The organism is Gordonia sp. PDNC005 (assembly GCF_016919385.1).
In the GTDB taxonomy this organism is placed as follows: Bacteria; Actinomycetota; Actinomycetes; order Mycobacteriales; family Mycobacteriaceae; genus Gordonia.
Genome location: NZ_CP070351.1, coordinates 3,057,712 through 3,077,799 on the forward strand (window position 1 = coordinate 3,057,712; position 20,088 = coordinate 3,077,799).

General features: G+C 66.0%; 19 protein-coding genes. 5 read left to right on the plus strand and 14 right to left on the minus strand.

What is annotated here, in order from left to right; genetic code table 11:
• Nucleotides 1–3: 3 nt before the first annotated feature.
• Nucleotides 4–1,116, plus strand: a complete 1,113-nt coding sequence (locus JVX90_RS14635; RefSeq protein ID WP_205329444.1) for an NDMA-dependent alcohol dehydrogenase — start codon at nucleotides 4–6, stop codon at nucleotides 1,114–1,116.
• A 496-nt stretch (nucleotides 1,117–1,612) separates the two neighbouring features.
• Here the strand turns inward: JVX90_RS14635 and JVX90_RS14640 are convergent, their stop codons facing one another.
• The 9 genes from JVX90_RS14640 to JVX90_RS14680 all read right to left on the minus strand — a co-directional run bounded on the left by JVX90_RS14640 (nucleotide 1,613) and on the right by JVX90_RS14680 (nucleotide 12,237).
• Entirely contained in the window at nucleotides 1,613–2,080 is a 468-nt protein-coding gene (locus JVX90_RS14640) for a hypothetical protein (protein ID WP_205329445.1), read from the minus strand.
• Nucleotides 2,081–2,222: 142 nt separating this feature from the next.
• Nucleotides 2,223–2,828 carry a TetR/AcrR family transcriptional regulator gene (locus JVX90_RS14645; RefSeq protein WP_240193914.1) on the minus strand — a complete coding sequence of 202 codons (606 nt, stop codon included), beginning with the start codon at nucleotides 2,826–2,828 and terminating at the stop codon, nucleotides 2,223–2,225.
• Complete coding sequence (locus JVX90_RS14650; RefSeq protein WP_205329446.1) at nucleotides 2,825–3,622, minus strand: enoyl-CoA hydratase family protein; 798 nt, start codon at nucleotides 3,620–3,622, stop codon at nucleotides 2,825–2,827. The genes JVX90_RS14645 and JVX90_RS14650 overlap by 4 nt, the downstream gene beginning before the upstream one ends.
• Before the next feature lie 41 nt (nucleotides 3,623–3,663).
• Complete coding sequence (locus tag JVX90_RS14655; RefSeq protein WP_205329447.1) at nucleotides 3,664–4,821, minus strand: acyl-CoA dehydrogenase; 1,158 nt, start codon at nucleotides 4,819–4,821, stop codon at nucleotides 3,664–3,666.
• Nucleotides 4,822–4,841: 20 nt separating this feature from the next.
• The gene (locus JVX90_RS14660) at nucleotides 4,842–6,839 is read right to left on the minus strand and encodes a biotin carboxylase N-terminal domain-containing protein (RefSeq protein ID WP_205329448.1); all 1,998 of its coding nucleotides are present in this window, start codon (nucleotides 6,837–6,839) and stop codon (nucleotides 4,842–4,844) included.
• A gap of 8 nt (nucleotides 6,840–6,847) precedes the next feature.
• The gene (locus JVX90_RS14665; RefSeq protein WP_205329449.1) at nucleotides 6,848–8,443 is read right to left on the minus strand and encodes a carboxyl transferase domain-containing protein; all 1,596 of its coding nucleotides are present in this window, start codon (nucleotides 8,441–8,443) and stop codon (nucleotides 6,848–6,850) included.
• 34 nt (nucleotides 8,444–8,477) lie between these two features.
• The gene (locus JVX90_RS14670) at nucleotides 8,478–9,638 is read right to left on the minus strand and encodes an acyl-CoA dehydrogenase family protein (RefSeq protein ID WP_205329450.1); all 1,161 of its coding nucleotides are present in this window, start codon (nucleotides 9,636–9,638) and stop codon (nucleotides 8,478–8,480) included.
• Between the two features lie 90 nt (nucleotides 9,639–9,728).
• The gene (locus JVX90_RS14675) at nucleotides 9,729–11,453 is read right to left on the minus strand and encodes an acyclic terpene utilization AtuA family protein (RefSeq protein ID WP_205329451.1); all 1,725 of its coding nucleotides are present in this window, start codon (nucleotides 11,451–11,453) and stop codon (nucleotides 9,729–9,731) included.
• Nucleotide 11,454: 1 nt separating this feature from the next.
• Nucleotides 11,455–12,237: a TIGR03084 family metal-binding protein gene (locus JVX90_RS14680; protein ID WP_205329452.1), complete on the minus strand. Its 783-nt coding sequence runs from the start codon at nucleotides 12,235–12,237 to the stop codon at nucleotides 11,455–11,457.
• 96 nt (nucleotides 12,238–12,333) lie between these two features.
• Here JVX90_RS14680 and JVX90_RS14685 point away from each other — a divergent pair, with 96 nt between their 5' ends.
• Nucleotides 12,334–13,218, plus strand: a complete 885-nt coding sequence (locus JVX90_RS14685) for a PaaI family thioesterase (RefSeq protein ID WP_205329453.1) — start codon at nucleotides 12,334–12,336, stop codon at nucleotides 13,216–13,218.
• A gap of 6 nt (nucleotides 13,219–13,224) precedes the next feature.
• On the opposite strand, the gene JVX90_RS14690 is transcribed toward JVX90_RS14685, so the two are convergent.
• A complete protein-coding gene (locus JVX90_RS14690; RefSeq protein WP_205329454.1) occupies nucleotides 13,225–14,028 on the minus strand; it encodes an SDR family NAD(P)-dependent oxidoreductase in 804 nt (267 codons plus the stop codon).
• A 201-nt stretch (nucleotides 14,029–14,229) separates the two neighbouring features.
• Between JVX90_RS14690 and JVX90_RS14695 the strand changes: the two genes are divergently transcribed.
• The 3 genes from JVX90_RS14695 to JVX90_RS14705 all read left to right on the plus strand — a co-directional run bounded on the left by JVX90_RS14695 (nucleotide 14,230) and on the right by JVX90_RS14705 (nucleotide 17,300).
• A complete protein-coding gene (locus tag JVX90_RS14695; RefSeq protein ID WP_205329455.1) occupies nucleotides 14,230–15,447 on the plus strand; it encodes an acetyl-CoA C-acetyltransferase in 1,218 nt (405 codons plus the stop codon).
• Between the two features lie 87 nt (nucleotides 15,448–15,534).
• Entirely contained in the window at nucleotides 15,535–16,245 is a 711-nt protein-coding gene (locus JVX90_RS14700) for an SDR family oxidoreductase (protein WP_205329456.1), read from the plus strand.
• The gene (locus tag JVX90_RS14705; RefSeq protein ID WP_205329457.1) at nucleotides 16,242–17,300 is read left to right on the plus strand and encodes an isochorismate synthase; all 1,059 of its coding nucleotides are present in this window, start codon (nucleotides 16,242–16,244) and stop codon (nucleotides 17,298–17,300) included. The genes JVX90_RS14700 and JVX90_RS14705 overlap by 4 nt, the downstream gene beginning before the upstream one ends.
• A gap of 18 nt (nucleotides 17,301–17,318) precedes the next feature.
• On the opposite strand, the gene JVX90_RS14710 is transcribed toward JVX90_RS14705, so the two are convergent.
• The 4 genes from JVX90_RS14710 to JVX90_RS14725 all read right to left on the minus strand — a co-directional run bounded on the left by JVX90_RS14710 (nucleotide 17,319) and on the right by JVX90_RS14725 (nucleotide 20,085).
• Nucleotides 17,319–17,615: an EthD family reductase gene (locus JVX90_RS14710; RefSeq protein WP_205329458.1), complete on the minus strand. Its 297-nt coding sequence runs from the start codon at nucleotides 17,613–17,615 to the stop codon at nucleotides 17,319–17,321.
• Between the two features lie 436 nt (nucleotides 17,616–18,051).
• The gene (locus JVX90_RS14715) at nucleotides 18,052–19,305 is read right to left on the minus strand and encodes a hypothetical protein (RefSeq protein ID WP_205329459.1); all 1,254 of its coding nucleotides are present in this window, start codon (nucleotides 19,303–19,305) and stop codon (nucleotides 18,052–18,054) included.
• Nucleotides 19,305–19,892 carry a nuclear transport factor 2 family protein gene (locus JVX90_RS14720; RefSeq protein ID WP_205329460.1) on the minus strand — a complete coding sequence of 196 codons (588 nt, stop codon included), beginning with the start codon at nucleotides 19,890–19,892 and terminating at the stop codon, nucleotides 19,305–19,307. Before JVX90_RS14720 ends, JVX90_RS14715 begins: the two co-directional genes overlap by 1 nt.
• Before the next feature lies 1 nt (nucleotide 19,893).
• Nucleotides 19,894–20,085 carry a ferredoxin gene (locus tag JVX90_RS14725; protein ID WP_205329461.1) on the minus strand — a complete coding sequence of 64 codons (192 nt, stop codon included), beginning with the start codon at nucleotides 20,083–20,085 and terminating at the stop codon, nucleotides 19,894–19,896.
• Between the last annotated feature and the right edge of the window lie 3 nt (nucleotides 20,086–20,088).

The following is a 20,088-nucleotide window of genomic DNA, read 5'->3' on the forward strand; positions in this document are numbered from 1 at the left end:
CCCATGAAGACCAAGGCAGCAGTACTCCTCGAAGCAGGCAAGCCGTTCGAGATCATGGAACTCGAACTCGACGGCCCCGGCCCGGGCGAAGTGCTGATCAAGTACACGGCCGCGGGCCTGTGCCACTCCGATCTTCACCTCACCGACGGCGACCTCCCGCCCCGCTACCCGATCGTCGGAGGTCACGAAGGCTCCGGAATCATCCAGGAGGTGGGCCCCGGCGTGACGAAGGTCAAGGCGGGCGACCACGTGGTGTGCAGCTTCATCCCGAACTGCGGTACCTGCCGCTATTGCTCGACGGGTCGGCAGAATCTCTGTGACATGGGTGCCACAATTCTGGAGGGGTCGATGCCCGACGGAACCTTCCGGTTCCACGGCGACGGCGTCGACTTCGGCGCGATGTGCATGCTGGGCACCTTCTCCGAGTACGCGACCATCTCGCAGCACTCGGTGGTCAAGGTGGACGACTGGCTTCCGCTGGAGACTGCGGTCCTGGTCGGCTGCGGTGTGCCGTCCGGCTGGGGTACCGCGGTCAACGCCGGCAACCTCCGTGCGGGCGACACCGCCGTCATCTACGGCATCGGAGGACTCGGCATCAACGCAGTTCAGGGCGCCGTCGCAGCAGGCTGCAAGTACGTCGTCGCCGTCGACCCGATTTCGATGAAGCGTGACCAGGCGCTCAAGTTCGGCGCGACGCACGCGTTCGCGACGGCAGAAGAAGCGCAGGAGAAGGTCACCGAACTCACCTGGGGTCAGGGCGCCGACGCCGCACTGATCCTCGTCGGAACCGTCGACGTCCCGGTGGTTCAAGCTGCGACGGCGGTGATCGGCAAGGGCGGGCGCGTCGTGATCACCGGTCTGGCCGACCCGACCAAGCTCACCGTCCAGGTGTCGGGCACCGATTTGACTCTCAATCAGAAGACGATCATGGGTTCGCTGTTCGGTTCGATGAACCCGCAGTACGACATCGTCCGCCTGCTTCGCCTGTACGACGCGGGAGAGCTCAAGCTCGACGAGCTGGTCACCAAGCGCTACTCACTCGAAGACGTCAACCAGGGATACGAGGATCTTCGCAACGGTCTGAACGTCCGTGGTGTCATCGACCACGCGTCCTAGACCAGGAACCGAGTGAGCGGGTGTCGCTGATCATCAGATCGGCGACACCCGCTCTCGCGGTTGTGAGTTCAGAATCGGTACGACCGACTGACAAACCGGTGAAGGTCGGCGTCCTGCGGCGCATCGCGCAGCCTCTCACTCGCCACGACCATCCGGTCGAACAACGGCAGCCTCGTCGGCGCCGCGACGACAGGCGTGTTGTCGACACACCGCATCAGCGACGCCGCATCCGAACGCGTCGGTTCGACGATTCCATCGTCGGGACAGTGATCGGAAGGCTCATGTACTCGACGCTAGCCGCCACAGCCGCCACTGTCGACCGTTTGACCGACAAAGCGTGTCGACACGAGATGCCGAGGGTGCCACTGAGCCTCGGCCTGTCAGGTCACGGCTTCCCCACGAGCCACAGTCTCGTGCCTCAACTTCACGATCGTGCGTTTCTTGAGATGAAGCACGAACTCCTCTGCCATACGAGACAGGGCGCCAGGTGCCGAGATCACGCTCCGCATTCCATGGCGTAGCCGAATCGCTGCTGATTGCACCACGTGTTCGCGCCACCGAGGCTCATGAACACGGTTCCGTCTCTTGTCGAACGCACGAGCCCACCGGTGTAGATCCGGCCGTTGCGCATCGGAACACCTGTGCCCCAGGTCTGTACCCGCTTGTTGAGTCGAACGCGGATGCGGTTTCCGTTCGCGTACGTCCCCCACGAGACGAGGTGCTTCGCACCGTTCGACGCGCCGGAGAACAGGGTCATGTAGCCCCAGCCGTTCTTGTTCAGCGACATCTTTCGCGTGTGACCGACCCATACTCCGGTGAACTTGGCGCCCGCCGGGCCGACGTTCTTCACCTGGTGCTGTCCGATTGGCGCCGTGGGCGACGCGTCGGCTGTTCCCGGCGCAAGAAGCATCGCAACAGCTGCGACAGAACTCAGCAACGCGGCCGTGAACTTCGTGGACTTCATCTGACATACCTCCGGCTCGATTGGAAGCTCAGACTAGATCGCCCGACTCGACGCGTGGGCATCTCGATTCCACAGTTCGGACCAACCCCGAGCGAATTGAATCGAACGGATCACACGGGTCGGCGTACGCGACGACGCGCGCTCAGTCGGTCAACGTCAATGCTGTGGTCAGCTGCTCGGTCCAGGTTTCGATGACTTGGGCGCGGCGTTTGGAGTCGTCGGTGAGGGTGTCGGCGAGCCCGAGGCCACGCGCGAGGTCGAGCGTGGCCTGAGCGAGCCGGAAGGCGCGCGGATCGGTTCCATCGGGGTCGAACCCGTTGAGCGTCATCCGGTGCGCGGCACGCGCGAACTTCGCCTCGAGCGGTGTGATCTGTTCCCGGAGAAGTTCGTCGGAGGCCGCGGCAGCCCAGACCTGAAGAGCAGCCTTGAACTCTCGACCGGTGTAGATGTCGACGGCACGGTCGACGACGAGCCGGATCCGTTCGGGTCCGACCGGCAGTTCGGCACGCGACTCGGCCATCGACGTCAGCTGCGTGAACATCTCCTCCAGCGCTGCCGTGATCAACGCTTCCTTTGTCGGGAAGTGATGCTGTGCCGCACCGCGCGAGACGCCTGCCTCCTCGGCGACGCGAGCGACCGTCGCCGAAGCCCATCCCGCGGCGGCGAGGATGTCGAGCGTCGACGACAGGAGCCGCTCCCGGGTGATCCGGGAGCGGTCCTGTTGAGGCTCCCGCGACGGCTGGGTCACGACGCGCTCGCGTCCCAGGCGGCTTTCCGCTTGGTCAGGAACGCCGTCATGCCTTCACGCGCCTCGTCGGAGGCGAACAACGCCGCCGACTCCGACGCCCGAGCGGATGCACTATCGCGGAAGTCGGAGAGGAGCGCCGACGTCGTGAGACGCTTCGACGCCGCAAGTCCCTGCGGTGACGCCTTCCGGATGCCTTCGCAGATCGCGTGCAGTTCGTCCGACACGTCGCCGGTTGATTCGAGGGCCCTGCTGACCAGCCCGAACGATTCGGCCTGCTGCGGGGTGAACGTCTCACCGGTCAGGAAGTAGCGTCCCGCCGCGCGCGACGTCATCTTCGGCAACAGCACTATCGAGATCATCGACGGCGCGAGACCCAGCCGCGACTCGGTCAGCGCGAAGGTGGCGGCCGGACCGGCGAGTGCGATGTCGGCCGCCCCGAGGAGACCGAAGCCACCAGCACGAACGTGTCCGTTCACAACTGCGATGACAGGCTTGGTGATCTCGAGCATCGCGCTCATCAGGCCGATCATCGCCTCGGCGCCCTCAGCGGTCGCCTCCTCGGGGCTGAGTCCCCTACCGAGCGCTTCGCGTAGGTCGCCTCCAGCGCAGAACGTTCCACCCGTATGCGTGAGCACAACCGCGCGGATGTCGTCGTCTGCGGCAGCGTCGGCCATGGCCGACCGCAGCTGGGACACGAGCACCGAACTCAGCGCGTTCCGATTGGCAGGCGAGTCGAGGGTGATCACCGCGACCGCGGCATCGACCTCCGTCGTGACCACAACGTCAGCACTCATCGTCTTCTCCTTCTCACTACCAACGCCGATCGCAGTGGAACTCAGTACGACTTCGGGAGACCGAGGCAGGTCTGCGAGACGAAGTTGAGGATCATCTCGCGGCTCACCGGCGCGATCCGTGTCAGTCGAGACAGCGGGAGCATCGCGGCGAGGCCGTACTCGACGGTCAGTCCGTTTCCGCCGAGTGTCTGCACGGCCTGATCGACGATCTTCGCGGTCGCCTCGCCTGCGGCGTACTTCGCCATGTTGGCCGGTACCGCCGCACCCCAGTCGTCGCCCGCGTCGTACAGCGTTGCGGCCTTCTGCATCATCAGCTTCGCCATCTCGAGCTCGATCTTGCCTTGCGCGAGCGGGTGGGCGATCGCCTGGTGCGCACCGATCGGCGTCTTCCACACGGTCCGCTCGTTGGCGTATGCGACGGCACGTTCGAGGGCGTAGCGGCCCATGCCGACGGCCGACGCCGACGCCATGATGCGTTCAGGGTTGAGGCCCGCGAACAACTGCGACAGCGCGGCGTCCTCGGAACCGACAAGGGCGTCTGACGGCAGACGGACATCGTCGAGGAACAGGGTGAACTGCTTCTCCGGGTTGATGATGTCCATCTCGATCACCTGGGCTTCGAAGCCCGGTGCATCGGTCGGCACGATGAACAGCGCAGGCTTGAGGCGACCGGTCTTCGAGTCCTCGGTGCGGGCGACGATCAGGACTGCTTCGGCCTGGTCGACACCGGAGATGAACACTTTTCGCCCCGAGAGCAGCCATTCGTCTCCGTCGCGCCGGGCTGTTGTGGTGATCTGATGCGAGTTGGAGCCCGCATCCGGTTCGGTGATGCCGAACGCCATGGTGATCGAACCGTCCGCCAGGCCCGGGATCCACTTCTGTTTCTGCTCGTCGGTGCCGAACCGAGCGATGATGTTGCCGCAGATCGCAGGCGATACGACCATCATCAGCAGACCGCTGCCACCGGCCGCCATCTCCTCCATGACGATCGCGAGCTCGTACATGCCCGCACCGCCGCCGCCGTACTCCTCCGGCAGGTTGACGCCGATGAAGCCGAGCTCACCTGCCTCCTTCCACAGTTCATCGGTCTTGCGACCGGCGCGCGCGCAGTCGATGAAGTACTGGTGGTCGTATTTCTTGACCAGCCCGGCAACGGCCTCTCGCAGGGCGGCGCGTTCTTCTGTCTCGATAAAGCTCATGGGTGTTGTTCCCCTACTCTTCAGTCGTCGGATTCGGACGAGATCACGGCGAGCACGTCGCCGACGGACAGTTGGCGGCCAACTTCCACCGCGAGCACCGACACGATGCCGTCGGCGGGTGCGCTGATGGTGTGCTCCATCTTCATGGCCTCGAGCCATAGCAGCGGTTGTCCCGCGGTGACACGATCGCCCTCGCTGACGGCAACGCGGATCACGGCGCCGGGCATCGGGGCGAGCAGTGATCCCGGGCGCTCCTGCGCCGCCGGGTCGACATAACGCGGGACACGTGTCAACGACACCGATGCACCAGGCCAGTCGACGTGCACCGCGTCTCCGACAACAGTGACCCGGTACCGGCGCGTCACGCCCGACGTCGACAGGACCACCTCGTCGGGAGCGATCGACACGACGGCGGTGTCGGTGAGGTCGGGCACCTCTGTTGTGGTCCGCCCCATCCGGTACCGTGCGACGATCTCGTCGCCCGCAGCGGTCGTGTAGCTCTTCGACTGGAAGTCGGAGGCGATGTTGCGCCATCCCGACGGGAGCGAGCCGAGCATGCGGGCCGACGACCTGTTGGCAGCCGACTGAGCGAGAGCCGCGGCCACGGCGGCGACGTGCGTGTCGTCGTCGGAGGCCAGCGGCGCGGACAGGACGTCGAGTCCGACGGTGTCGAGGTACGCAGTGTCGGTGTTTCCGGACAGGAACGTCGCATCGCGCAGCGTGTTGACGAGCATGTCCCGGTTGGTGACCAGACCATGGATCGTGGCGTCCGACAATGCCCTCGCGAGCATGGCCGCCGCACGATCGCGGGTCGGCGCGAACGAGATGACCTTGGCGAGCATCGGGTCGTAGAAGGTCGAGATCTCACTGCCGTCGGCGATGCCTGAGTCCACACGCACCCCGGGCCGATCGAGGAGTTCAAAACGGGCGTCTGCGGGGAGGTCGATCGCGGTGATCGTGCCCGACTGCGGCTGCCAATCGTTCGCCGGATCCTCCGCGTAGAGACGGACCTCGATGGAGTGCCCCGATGTGGTCGGCTCCTGCGCGGGCAGCGCCTCGCCCTCGGCGACGCGGATCTGCCATTCGACGAGGTCGGTGCCGGTGGTCAGCTCGGTGACCGGATGCTCCACCTGGAGACGAGTGTTGGTCTCCAGGAAGAAGAACTTCCCGTTCTCGTCAGCGAGGAACTCCACCGTGCCCGCACCGCGATATCCGATGGACTCGACGGCCGTGCGGGCCGCGGCGTACAGGCGTTCCCGCATGTCGCCGCCGATGCGTTCGACGAGAGGTGCGGGTGCCTCTTCCACCACTTTCTGGTGACGACGTTGGATGGAGCACTCACGCTCGCCGACCGCCCAGACGGTGCCGTGGGCGTCGGCCATCACCTGGACTTCGATGTGGTGTCCACGCTCGATGTACGGCTCGCAGAACACTGTCGGGTCGCCGAATGCCGATTCGGCTTCTCGGCGTGCGCCGGCGACCTGGTCGGCGAGTTCGGACAGGTCGCGGACGACACGCATTCCGCGTCCGCCGCCGCCCGCGGAGGCCTTGATGAGCAGCGGAAGATCGTCGGCGGTGACGTTCTCCGGGTCGATGTCGGTCAGCACGGGGACTCCCGCGGCCGCCATCAGTTCTTTGGCGTTCACCTTGGACCCCATCGCAGTGATCGCGCCCGCGGGCGGACCGATCCAGGTGAGCCCGGCGGCGACGACTGCCTCGGCGAACTCGGCGTTCTCCGACAGGAATCCGTAGCCGGGGTGGATCGCGTCGGCGCCCGCCGCCTGCGCGGCGGCGATGATCTGCTCCGACCGCAGATAGGTCTCGGCCGATGTTGAGCCCGGCAGGTGAACGGCGGCGTCGGCCTGCCGGACGTGCGGGGCGTCGGCGTCGGGATCGGAGTAGACGGCCACGGTCCGCAGGCCGAGGGCCTTCGCGGTGGTGAACACGCGGCACGCGATCTCACCGCGGTTCGCGACCAGGACTGACGTGATCGGCGTGGGGGTGATCGGGTTGGTCATCTGATTCCTCACATCCGGAAGACGCCGAAGTTGCTGGTGCCCTCGACAGGGGCGGTAGCAATGGCGGACAGGGTCTGGCCGAGAATCGTTCGGGTGTCGCGCGGGTCGATCACACCGTCGTCGTAGAGCATCCCGGACAGGAACGTCGGGACCGACTCGATCTCGATCTGAGCTTCGATCATGGCGCGCATGCCTGCGTCCGCCTCTTCGTCGACGACGCCGCCGCGGGCCTCGGTGGCCGCACGGGAGACGATCGAGATGACACCCGCGAGCTGTGCCGCGCCCATGACGGCACTCTTGGCGCTCGGCCACGCGAACAGGAACCGCGGATCGTAGGCGCGGCCGCACATGCCGTAGTGGCCTGCGCCGTAGCTGGCGCCCATCAGGATCGAGATGTGCGGGACCGTCGAGTTCGACACCGCGTTGATCATCATCGCGCCGTGCTTGATGATGCCGCCCTGTTCGTACTCCTTGCCCACCATGTAGCCGGTGGTGTTGTGCAGGAAGAGCAGCGGAGTGTCACTGCGGTTGGCGAGTTGGATGAACTGAGTCGCCTTCTGAGCTTCCTGGGAGAAGAGGACTCCCTGTGCGTTGGCGAGGATGCCGACCGGGTACCCGTGGACGGTGGCCCACCCGGTCACCAGCGATGTGCCGTACTCGGGTTTGAACTCGTCGAAGTCGCTTCCGTCGACGATGCGCGCGATCACCTCGTGCGGATCGAACGGGATCTTGAGGTCCGACGGAACGATGCCCAGGAGGTCCTCGGCGTCGTACTGGGGCTCGACGACCGCTGAGGGCGTCGGTCCCTGCTTGCGCCAATTGAGGCGTGCGACGATCCGACGTCCGATGCGGACCGCGTCCTGCTCGTCGGCGGCGAGGTAGTCACCGAGACCCGACACCCGAGCGTGCATCTTGGCGCCGCCGAGTTCTTCGTCGTCGCTCTCCTCGCCGGTTGCCATCTTGACCAGCGGCGGACCGCCGAGGAAAACCTTGGACCGGTCGTCGATCATGACGACGTGATCACTCATGCCGGGGATGTACGCACCGCCGGCGGTCGAGTTGCCGAAGACGAGGGCGATCGTCGGGATGCCTGCCGCCGACAGGCGGGTGAGGTCGCGGAACATGCGCCCGCCGGGGACGAACACTTCCTTCTGCGTCGGGAGATCGGCGCCTCCGGACTCGACCATCGAGATCACCGGCAGACGATTCTGCATCGCGATGTCGTTGGCGCGCAATACCTTGCGCAGCGTCCAGGGATTCGACGTGCCTCCCTTGACCGTCGGATCGTTCGCGACGATCAGGCACTCGACGCCTTCGACCACACCGATGCCGACCACAACGGACGCACCGACGGTGAACTGCGAGCCGTGCGCGGCGAGCGCGCACAGTTCGAGGAACGGCGAGTCCTCGTCGATCAGCAGCTCGATGCGCTCGCGCGCCGTCAGCTTCCCGCGCTTGCGGTGACGCTCCACGTACTTCTCGCCGCCGCCGACGAGGACCTTGCGGAACTCGACGTCGAGTTCGGCCAGCTTGGTGTTCATCGCTTCGACGTTCGCGACGAACTCGTCGGACGTCGTGTCGATCTTGCTTCTCAGAACAGTCATCGGGTGCCCTTTCCCTTCGCTCGTGCAGTCGCGCTCATCCCTGGTACCCCAACACCTTGGCCGCGAGCCCCGTGAGGATCTCGTTGGTGCCGCCGCCGATGCCGATGATGCGGATGTCGCGGTACTGGCGCTCGATCTCCGACTCCCGCATGTAGCCCATCCCGCCGTGCAGCTGCACGCCCTTGTCGATGACCCATTCGGCGGCTTCGACGGCGGTGTTCTTGGCGAAGCAGATCTCCGCCAGCATCGGATCGCCGTTCATCATGTGCCGGTCGACGACGGACCGCGTGTAGGTGCGTGCGACGTCGACCTTGCGGGCCATCTCCGTGACGGTGTCCTGCACCGACTGGCGCTTGATCAACGGCTTGCCGAACGTGTCGCGATTGCGGACCCATTCCAAGGTCAGATCCAGCGACCGCTGCGCCTGCGCATAGGCCTGCACTGCGAGGGCGGCACGCTCTGACACGAATGCCTGCGCGATCTGCGCGAAGCCCGAGTTCTCCGGACCGATGAGGTTCTCCACCGGCACCCGGCAGTCGACGAACGAGAGTTCGCCGGTGTCCGATGCCAGCCAGCCCATCTTCTCGAGCTTGCGGTCGACGTTGAAGCCCGGGGTGCCCTTCTCGATCACGAGGAGTGAGACGCCCGCGGCACCGTCTCCGCCGGTGCGGACTGCGGCGACGATGTGGTCGGCACGCACAGCTGAGGTGATGAAGGTCTTGGCGCCGTTGACGATGAAGTGGTCGCCGTCGCGCTTCGCCGTGGTGCGCAGGTGTCCGACGTCGCTGCCGCCGCTGGGCTCCGTGATCGCGAGACTGCTGATCTTGTCACCGGCGAGTACCGGCGCGACCCACTTCGCGATCTGCTCCGGTGTCCCGTTGTTCGCGATGTGCGGCGTGGAGATCCCACAGGTGAACAGGCTCGCGAACACACCGCCGGAAACACCCCGGTAGTGGAGTTCCTCGCAGACGATGAGCGCGTCGATCCCGTCGCCGCCGCTGCCGCCCTTCTCCTCGGGTGTGCCGAGGCCGAGGAGACCGAGTTCACCGGCCTGCTTGTGAAGGTCCCGCGGGATCAGGCCATCGCGTTCCCACTGATCCTGAAACGGCAAGATGTGTTTGCTCGCGAAGTCTGCTGCGAGACTGCGCAGGTCACGACGTTGTTCCGAGTCCCAAATATCACTGGGGATGGGCATGAACTTTCCTCTCCCGCTCCAAGAGCGAGTTTCCTGCTCCTTGAGCGAGCTTCTGTTGTGCTCCTTGAGCGAGCTTGCGAGTCGAAAGGGTCAGCGACTGAACCGCTCAGGCACGTCGACGACGCGGGAGCGGAGCCATTCACCGAGGCCTTTGGCCTGCGGGTCGAACCGGACGTTCTCGGCGACGCCGCGTCCGAGGACGCCTTCGATGACGAAGTTGAGGGCGCGGATCTTGGGGAGCCGGTACCGGTGGACGGTCAGGTCCGCGATCTCGGGGAGCAGTTCCTTGAGCCGGTCGACGGTGAGCGTCTGATCGAGCCAGGCGAACTCGTCGTCCGACGGTTGAGCGGAGCGAAGGGACTGCCCGCCGACCCAGACGCCGATGTTCGCGCTGCCGCCCTTGTCGCCGCTGCGGGCGCCGACGATGTCGCCGATCGGGGCACGTCGGGTCGGGCCCCAGTCGCCGATGGGGCCGGAGTCGGGCACGCTCACGTCACGCGTCGGTTCGGTCCGCAGCGGCGACGGTTCGATGAGGACCGAGACTCCGTCCGGCTGAGTCACCCGATGCTCCACCACACCGGCGTCTACGTATCCGGGCACGAACACGCCGTAGGGCGCACCGTTTCCCGGCGGGGCGGTGAGGGTGAAGCCGGGGTAGCTCGCCAACGCCAGTTCAACGGCGGTCGCGCTGAATGCGCGGCCGACTGCGTTCGGGTCGGTGTCGCGAGCGACACAGCGGAGCAGGGCACTGGCCTGCTCTTCGGTGTCCGCGTCCGGCCTGTCCAGGCGAGACAGTTCCCAGGTGAGTTCGGCGGGTGAAGTCGGCAGTGAGGCCTCGAACTGCTCCTGGAACAGCGCTGCCTTGTCTTCGATGTCGAGCCCGGTGAGGACCACGTCGATCTGGTTGCGGATGCCCGCGAGGTGATTGAGCGACACCTTCAGGTCCGACGGCGGGGCTTCGCCACGGATGCCGCTGACACTGACCCGGTCGGGCCCCTCCTGCGTCACCTCGATGGTGTCCAGAAGCGCGGTCGCGTCGGGGTTGTAGTACCGCGGTCCTTGGATCTCGTACAGCAACTGCGCGGTGACGGTCCCGACGGTGACTGCTCCGCCGGTTCCTTCATGCTTGGTGATGACCGACGATCCGTCGGCGGCCACCTCTGCGATCGGGAATCCGAGGCGGCCCATCGGGATCTCCTTGAAGAAGGAGTAGTTGCCGCCGGTGGCCTGCGTTCCGCATTCGATGATGTGGCCGGCCACGATCGCGCCCGCGATCGCGTCGAGGTCTTTGTACCCCCACCCGAAGGCCGACGCAGCAGTTCCCACGGTGAGAGACGCGTCCGTCACCCGACCGGTGACCACTACGTCGGCGCCGCGATCGAGAGCGGCCTTGATGCCGAACCCGCCGAGATAGGCATTGGCCGTGATCGGGTTGCCGAGGCCGAGTTCGGCTGCGCGCGGCTGCAGGTCGTCACCGTTGACGAACGCGATCTGCGCGTCGACGCTCAGCTTCTCGGACAGTTCACGGAGCGCGACGGCGAGGCCGTGCGGGTTGAGGCCGCCCGCGTTGACGACGACCTTGACACCCTTGTCGACGGCCAGGCCGAGACTCGTCTCCATCTGACGAAGGAAGGTCTTGGCGTAGCCGCGCGACGGATCCTTGAGGCGGTCGCGGCCGAGGATCAGCATGGTGAGCTCGGCAAGGTAGTCACCGGTCAGGTAGTCGAGGTGCCCACCTTCGAGCATCTCGTGCACGGCGGTGAGCCGATCGCCGTAGAAGCCGGACGCGTTGCCGATGCGGACTGCGTTCGTCATGTCAGTTCCCTTCCGTCGAGGGTGCGCGGCCCGTTCCGGGCGGACCCGCGAAGCACTGAGCGATCTGGGACCAGGCCTGCGCGTCGTCGCCGATGAATTCGAGGCCGAGGTCGGCCACGGCGCGCCGCTGCGTGACGAGTTCGCAGAAGTCCACGGCGCTGCCGCGGACGATGTTCGACGCGGTCTCCGGGCCCCACGTCCAGGCCGCACCGCTCGGACCGGTCAGCTCGTAGCGGAACGGTTCGGCGGGTGCCGTCCGCCCGTTCACCATGTAGGCGAAGTCGCGGGTGCGCACACCGATGTGCGCGACGTTCCGTATCCGGTCGGTGGGTGTGCGCTGGACGCCGAGGGCGTCGGCTACGTCGAGTCCGTGCGCCCAGGTCTCCATGATGCGCGCGGTCATCATCGACGGCGCCGACATCGGCGGACCGAACCACGGCAATTTCACTCCGTCTTCGACGGCGGTGAGCGCGAGGAGCAACTGCTCACGCGTGCGTCGCCAGTCGGCGAGGAGTTCGTCAGGCGCCCGCTGCGCCTCGGTCTCGGCTGCAGCGTCGACGAAGCCGAGCGGATCCTGCCCTGCTTCGGCGAGCTGAGCCGCGAACTCGTCCGGATCGGTGGCCGCCAGCAAGGAGACGCGATCGGTCCACACGATGTGCCCGATCTGATGAGCGATGGTCCATCCCTCCGCGGGAGTGAGCGTGGCCCACTGGTCATCGGTCAGCTCGGCGACCAGACCGTCCAGCGACTCGTACTCGTCCCGCAGGTCCTCTGCAATCGACATGCGTCGAGCGTCACACAGCCGCCACAATAAATCAAGCACGCCTGATTGTTTCTTCACCGAGTAAGCGTTCGCTCAGGAATGTGCTAAACACGATCCATGACCTTCACGCCTACAGACGCTTTCCACGCCTTCGCCGTCGGGCGTGAAGACAACAGTCCGATGATCCAGATGACGCAGGCTCTCGGCACGCGCGTGACCGACCACCGCGGCCTCATCGATCTACCGGCCCTCGCGGTGCTGTTCGACGACCTCGGGGGCTACCCGTTCTGGGTGGCCGATCAGAGCGCAACCACCATGCAGGCCCGACTGTCCATGTCGATGCTGGACCGCCCCGACGTGACCGAGCGGCTCACCGCGGTCGCCGACCTGCGTCTGCACAACAACCTCTACGGATCGACGACCGTCGACATCACCGGCCACGGGGGACGACTCCTGTGCATCGGCAACGCACGTAACGTGCGCGTTCAGCGAGAACTGGTCGTCGCAGGCGACGGGGTCCCCCACCTTCCGGCACCAGCGACGCCGAACGAGGCAGCGATCGTCGGCGCACCCGATCCCGAACTGTCCGGTCGGGAGGTGATCAATCGGATCACCGCAGGAGACGCCCCAATCGGCCCGCTCAGCGAGCTGCTCAACGGATCGATCACGACAGTCGACCATGACGGCCTGACGTTCAGCTGCGTGAGCGAGCCGTGGATGGGCAACGTGATGGGCACCATGCACGGCGGAGTGATCGGCGCGATCGTCGCGCAGGGCTGCTCGTTCGCCGCCCAGTCGGAGATGCGCCCGGGCGGGCAGTACCAGATCGTCGACTTCACGGTCGCCTTCCTCCGCTCGCCGGAGGTCGACGGACGCAGCGTTCACGTCCACGCCACACCGGTCAAGCTCGGCAGGAGGCTCTCGATCTTCGACGCCGAACTCCGCGACGATGAGGGAATGCTCTTGGCCCGCGCCACTGCGGACGTCCGCTTCGACCTCTGAGCGAGATCACTCCCCCTGCAGCACCTTCTGGAAGCGGCGCATTCCGCGGATCCAGCGATCGTAGTCCGAGCCTTTGTGGCGGAACATCTCGAGCACCTCGGGGTGCGGAAGGATCAGGAACCGCTCCTCGTCCATCGCGGAGACCACGGCATCGGCGACGTCGGCGGGTTCGAGGACCGCGCCGGCCGACGTGACGGCTTTGGCCGCGGTTGTCGACAGCGCGGCGTCGTCGGTCAGAAGTTTCGTGTTGACGCCCATCGGGCACAGGCAGCTGACCCGGACACCTTGATCGCCGTAGGTGACTGACAGCCATTCGGCGAACCCGACGGCTGCATGCTTGGTGACCGAGTAGGGCGCCGAGCCGATCTGGGTGAGAAGGCCCGCCGCCGAGGCGGTGCTGACGAAGTACCCCTCGCCGCGCTCCACCCACCCGGGAATGAGGAGTTGCGCCGCGCGGATGTGACCGCGCAGGTTCACATCGATCACCAGGTCCCACACGGCGTCGTCCTGCTCGAGTCCATCGCCTGCGCCGATGCCCGCATTGGCGAAGTAGAGGTCGACCGGCCCGAACCGGGCTTCGGCGCGACCGATGACGTCCGCGATGTCGCCGGCAGCGGAAGCGTCGGCGCGCACGCCGATGGCGGCGCCTGGAGTGTGCGCCTCGATCTCGGCGACGACCTCGTCCAGACTTGCCTCGTCGAGGTCGGAGAGGACAACACGCGCACCGTCCGCGACGAGCCTGCGGGCGATCGCGGCACCGATTCCGCTGCCGGCTCCGGTGACGACGGCGACCTTGCCTGAGACCTTCATAGCTTGACCCTCCAACGACTGATCCGATGACCGACCGCTCACTCGGCAGTCGTCCTCGCAGCGTGTCACATCCCATCAGTGCAGGTCAATGCCTTCAAACCAATCCTTGACAAAGGTGTCAACCATCTGACTAGATATATGCAAAAGCATAGAAACTATGCATCTGCATATTCCGATAGTCACTCGAGTCCAGGAGGCACCATGCCCGAGGCCGTCATCGTTTCCATCGCCCGATCCCCCATCGGTCGCGCCATGAAGGGATCACTGGTCGGCATGCGACCCGACGATCTGGCCGCGCAGATGGTGCAGGCCGCACTCGACAAGGTGCCCTCGCTCGACCCGAACGACGTCAACGACCTCATCCTCGGATGCGGCCTCCCCGGCGGCGAACAGGGCTTCAACATGGGCCGCAACGTCGCCATCGAACTGGGCTACGACTCCATTCCTGGAACCACGGTCACGCGCTACTGCTCGTCGTCACTCCAGACCACCCGCATGGCGATGCACGCGATCAAGGCGGGCGAAGGCGACGTGTTCATCTCGGCAGGCGTCGAGACGGTGTCACGATTCGTTAAGGGCAACTCCGACTCGCTCCCCGACACCCAGAATCCGCTCTACGACGACGCACAGGCCCGCACCAAGGAGCTCGCCGCGGGCGGCCAGGAGTGGACCGACCCCCGCGAGTCGGGCAACGTTCCCGACGCCTACATCGCAATGGGCCAGACCGCGGAGAACGTCGCACAGATCACCGGCATCACCCGCGAGGAGCAGGACCGCTGGGCGGTTCGATCGCAGAACCGCGCGGAGGAGGCGATCGCCGCAGGTTTCTTCGCACGCGAGATCACGCCCGTCACCCTCCCGGACGGCACCGTCGTCTCCACCGACGACGGCCCGCGCGCCGGCACGACGTACGAGGGCATCAGCGGACTCAAGCCCGTCTTCCGCCCGGACGGCACAGTCACCGCAGGCAACGCCTGCCCGCTGAACGACGGCGCGGCCGCACTCGTGATCATGTCGGACACGAAGGCCAAGGAACTCGGCCTGACTCCATTGGCGCGCATCGTGTCGACCGGCGTGTCCGGTCTGTCCCCGGAGATCATGGGACTCGGTCCGATCGAGGCGTCCAAGCGCGCCCTCGCCATCGCCGGCCTCGGCATCGACGACATCGACCTGGTCGAGATCAACGAGGCCTTCGCTGTGCAGGTCATCGGCTCCGCACGCGAACTCGAGATCGACGAGGACCGACTGAACGTGTCCGGCGGCGCGATCGCGCTGGGGCACCCGTTCGGCATGACCGGAGCCCGCATCACCGCGACACTCCTCAACAACCTCCGCACGCACGACAAGCAGTACGGTCTCGAGACCATGTGCGTCGGCGGCGGCCAGGGCATGGCGATGATCCTGGAGCGACTCAGCTGACCTCCAGCAGCTGACGGCCGACGGCCCCGATCCCTTCCTCAGCACCCGGTCACCCCCACCGGCAACATTTAGGCTAGGCTCACCTTTGTGAGCAGAACCGTTGTCGTGACCGGAGCCGCAGGAGGGATCGGGGCCGCGTGCGTCTCCACCCTCAACGACAGAGGCTGGACAGTGATCGGACTAGACGTCGACGATAGCGACACCTCGTGGGCGTGCGATGTGACGTCGCGGGACGACGTGGAACGAGTCGCCGCACGCGTCGCCGATCTGGGCGGATGCTCAGCCCTGGTCAATGTCGCGGGCATCCTTCGACCTTCCCGGATCGCCGACATCTCGGCTGACGACATCCGCGCCATGCTCGATGTCAACGTGCTCGGAGTCCTTCACACCCTGCAGGGATTCGCCGACCAGCTCGTCGACAACCGAGGTGTCGTGGTGACGGTCGCGTCCAACGCAGCAGGCACACCGCGCACGTCGCTGGGCGCCTACGGCGCGACAAAGGCGGCGGCCACGATGCTGACCCATGCATTCGCATTGGAGAACGCGGCATCGGGCGTCCGAGGCAACGTGGTCCAGCCTGGTTCCACCCGAACGCCGATGCTCGAGAGCCTGTGGTCCTCACCGGCCGACGAGAAAGCAACCCTGCGCGGCGATCTCGCCGCTCATCGGCTCGGCATCCCACTCGGCCGGATCGCCGAACCGACGGATATCGCAGCCACCGTGGCATTCCTGCTCAGTGACGACGCTCGGCACGTCACTCTTCAGGAGCTCTACGTGGATGGGGGCGCGACGCTATGACGGCGACTATGCGATGGCGGTCGCCGGAGGCGGACGTGTCGGCGAGTGCCCTGCTCCGCGAAGGCCCGGCGGCGGCCGATCACACCCAGTTCGCACGATCCTTGCAGGCCGCGGCCTCAGACGCCCACCGCGGGCGCGTGTTCGCGGCACTGCCGTTCCACCGCGACGAGGCGTCGACGATTGTTGTCCCGACCGGGCCTGAGCCGGACCGCCGAACCAGCGCGCCGTCGGCATTCCTCGACGGGGGCGAGTCGTCGCCAGACGACTACCGCGACGGTGTTCGACTCCTGCTGGACGCCTTCGCCGACGGAGACGTCGAGAAGGCGGTGCTCGCTCGGTACCGCGATCTGTCGTGCACCGAGCCGTGCGATCCACTCGCGATCGCTGCACGTCTGGCCGCCGACCATCCGGCGGCGTACGTCTTCGCACTGCCGGTGGCGGACGCCCGACACCTCGTCGGTGCCAGTCCCGAACTGTTGATCGCCAAATCTGGAACAAGCGTGCGGTCCCATCCGTTGGCCGGATCGGCGCGGCGCTCTCCCGATGCGGCGACCGACCGCGCCCACGCGGACGCACTCAACTCGTCCGAGAAGGACCGCCGCGAACACGCGTACGTGGTCGAGGCGATCTGCGACATCCTCACCCCGTACTGCGCGCGTCTGACCGTCCCCGAACCGGGGCTGCTCGGCACCGACAGCATGTGGCACCTCGGCACTGAGATCACCGCGGAACTCCGAGATCCAGATGTGTCGGTGAGTGAACTCGCCGCGCTCCTACACCCGACTCCCGCCGTCTGCGGCACCCCCAGATCGGCCGCATACGACCTGATCAGCGAGGCCGAATCGTTCGACCGAGGCTTCTTCGCCGGTGCGGTCGGATGGGCAGACACACGTGGGGACGGTGAGTGGGCGGTCAGCATCCGGTGCGGCGACGTTTGGTCGGACCGAATCCGCGCCTACGCCGGCGCCGGGATCGTCGTCGGCTCAGATCCGGAAGCCGAACTCGCCGAGACCTCCGGCAAGCTCTCGACGTTTCTCGCCGCAGTCTCGGCGTAGTCGGCCCACCGGTCGCCGTCAGCCGGGCAGGAATGCCATCTGCACTCCGCCCGTGGCGAAGTTGGCGACATCTGCCCCCGCCGCCCTCCCCTCGGGCGACCCGAGTCCTGCGGCAGCCGCTTCGCGCGACTCGAACTGCAATTCGGTGATGATGTAGAACGCCGGTGCAGTGCCGTCGAGCGTCTCGCACTTCGTGATCGTCGCCCCCTGCAGTCCGGGCATCTTCTGAGCAATCGGCATGTGGGTGTTGTGGTAATACTCGTCGAAGGACGCCGCGTCGGTGGGCTGGCCGTAGAGGACTGCGACTCGATACATGGATGCTCCTTGATTGGCGCGAAGGTGAGGGTTGCCCCCACAATGGACGGTTTCAGAACACTTCGCTGACAGACGACGAATCCGAGCATCGCGATACAGCCTGACCGACCTTCGTCGACGTCGCCATGTTACGGAGCCTTGTGGCCACCTAGAAGATGACATCGACCAGCTGACCGATAGCGCTGAGGACCGCGAGAAACATGATCAGTGTCAGAAACCGATCCCACCAAGCATGCTTCAGCCTCCAATTCCCGTAGAGCTGGACGAGCTTTGACGACGCGGCACCGTCGATCCGGTGACGCCCTACCGAACGGGCGTCTGAATTCATATCCGACCGAGCCTCCCCTCGTACGCCCGCGGATCGTGCGTAGGCTAGCAACCTGTCTCGACACGAGCAACCTCTAGGCGAGCGACGCGGGTGAGGAATCTCGCCGACTCAGACGACGGAGAGCGGCAGCGGTCGTGACGGTCCGCGATCGGTGAAGGTGAACGACGATCCCGCAGAGAAGCGGACGATCGCCACTTCACCGGACTCCCGCTGAGCTTCACCGCGACCGATGCGGACAACAGTCTCCTCGCCACCGTCGACATCGACTTCGATGGACTCTCCGACCACCCATGTCGGGTCGATCGCCGTCGCAGCGGCCTGGAGCGCCGCGAGTCGTCCGGATACGAGCAAGCGCATCCAGCCACCGTCCTCGAGTGCCGCCGACGTGTGCGGGATGTGCACCTCGACATGCTCGTCGTCGATCAGTTCAGCGCGGAAGCCGGTGTACTGGACCGGCCCGAAGACAGGATTCAGGTCGAGTGCGTCGACGAGCGCCGCCGCGTCGGACCTGCGGCCCAGGACTGCGGCGGCGACCCGCTCGGAGGCGATCCCCGCAATGCCCGTGAGCTGCTTGTCGAAGATGTCGTCGGCTGTCGCCTCGTCCGTCCGTCGGCGCACCGAGTCGAGGAAGCCCAACGCGAGCAGTTGATGCTGCAGCGTCACCTCTTCGACGATCCTGATCAGCGCCGACGTCGACCACTCGCCGAATGCGAGATCGTCGACGACGGGTCCGCGGTAGTCGACGAGCCCGTCCGTGGCGGATCGGTCGATCGGACTGAGGGCAAGGGTCGCCGCTTGCGTCGCAAGCATCGGTTTCGTCACGTCGGGCAGCGGAAGTTCGTCGCGATCGGGTTCGATCGAGATGGTCCACTCGCAGTGTGGCGAACGATCCACGGGCATACGGGGAGGCCGATGGACCGGCCTGATCCGAGCACGACGGTTGGTCGCGATGGCCGTCGCGTCGAACGTCGGATCCTCGATGGTGTGGCACATCGCAGTGACGTACTCGTCGCCCATCGGCTCGACGTCGAGAAGCGCGCCGCAGTGATCGAGCACAAACGAACCGTGATACTCGTCGTCGATCCGGTAGCGGAAATCCATGAACTGCGGTGGCGCACCGATGTCGAGTTGAAGACACTTGATCATGTCGGCCACGCCGTCGCCGTCGATGCCGAGCGCGGTTCGAATGCGGCCGGTGTACACCGGGCTCGCGGCCATCCACTCCTCGATCGCGACGTCGGTCATCCCCTCACGACCGAACGCCGCGATCAGATGAGCCATGCCGCTGCGGTCGATGAGCTGGCCGGTCAGGAGAAGTTCAGGGACGAGCGTGGCGAGCTGATCGTGACTGAGACGGTTCATCACCGGTCCTGGTCCCACAGCTCGACGGGAGCCTTCCCCAGCGGATACCAGCCCGGCAGGTCACCCGGGGCCGACTTCTCGATCCGCTTGAGCATCCCGTCGCTGCACGCCTGGTTCGTGAGCATCTCCAAGAACAGAGCGGACACGTTGCCGAAGTCGAAGAAGTCGCGCTGCCAGCGGAACTGGAAGTTCCCGCCGTACTTGAACCAGCTGCCGCCCAGGCCATGGACAGCGTAGTTCGAGCCATCGGCGCGCGTGCCCTCGTTGACCTGTCGCCACAGACCGATCATGTCGCCCGTCTGCTCGTCGATCACCCACGCTTGGTACGGGTACTCCCAGCCTTCGAGCCCCTCCATCTCCTGGCCGAGCGCGATCTCCCGGATCTCGTCGCGGCCGACGGCCATGAAGTCCTTCTCCGGACCGTAGTTCCAGCCGTAGGTGGCGTCCTCGGTGTAGAACTCCGCGAGCGGGCGCCAGTCGCCTGCCTTCTCCGCCACGATGTTGGCGTCGAGCCAACGCTGCTTCATCTCGTCCAGTTCACTACGCGGGAATCCCCCGTCGCTTCGCGTACTCGGTTCGAACGGCATGTCAATCCTCCACGATCTTCAGGGCTTGGGTCGGGCAGTATCGGACGGCGGCCTCGACTTCGGCGCGCCGTGACTCGTCAGGTGTCTCGTCGAGCAGGTCGACGCTGTCGCGACCGGCCTCGAAGACATCGGGCGCTTCCAGCTCGCACATCCCGTGCCCCTGGCACAGGTCCAGATCCACGACGACGCGCATCGC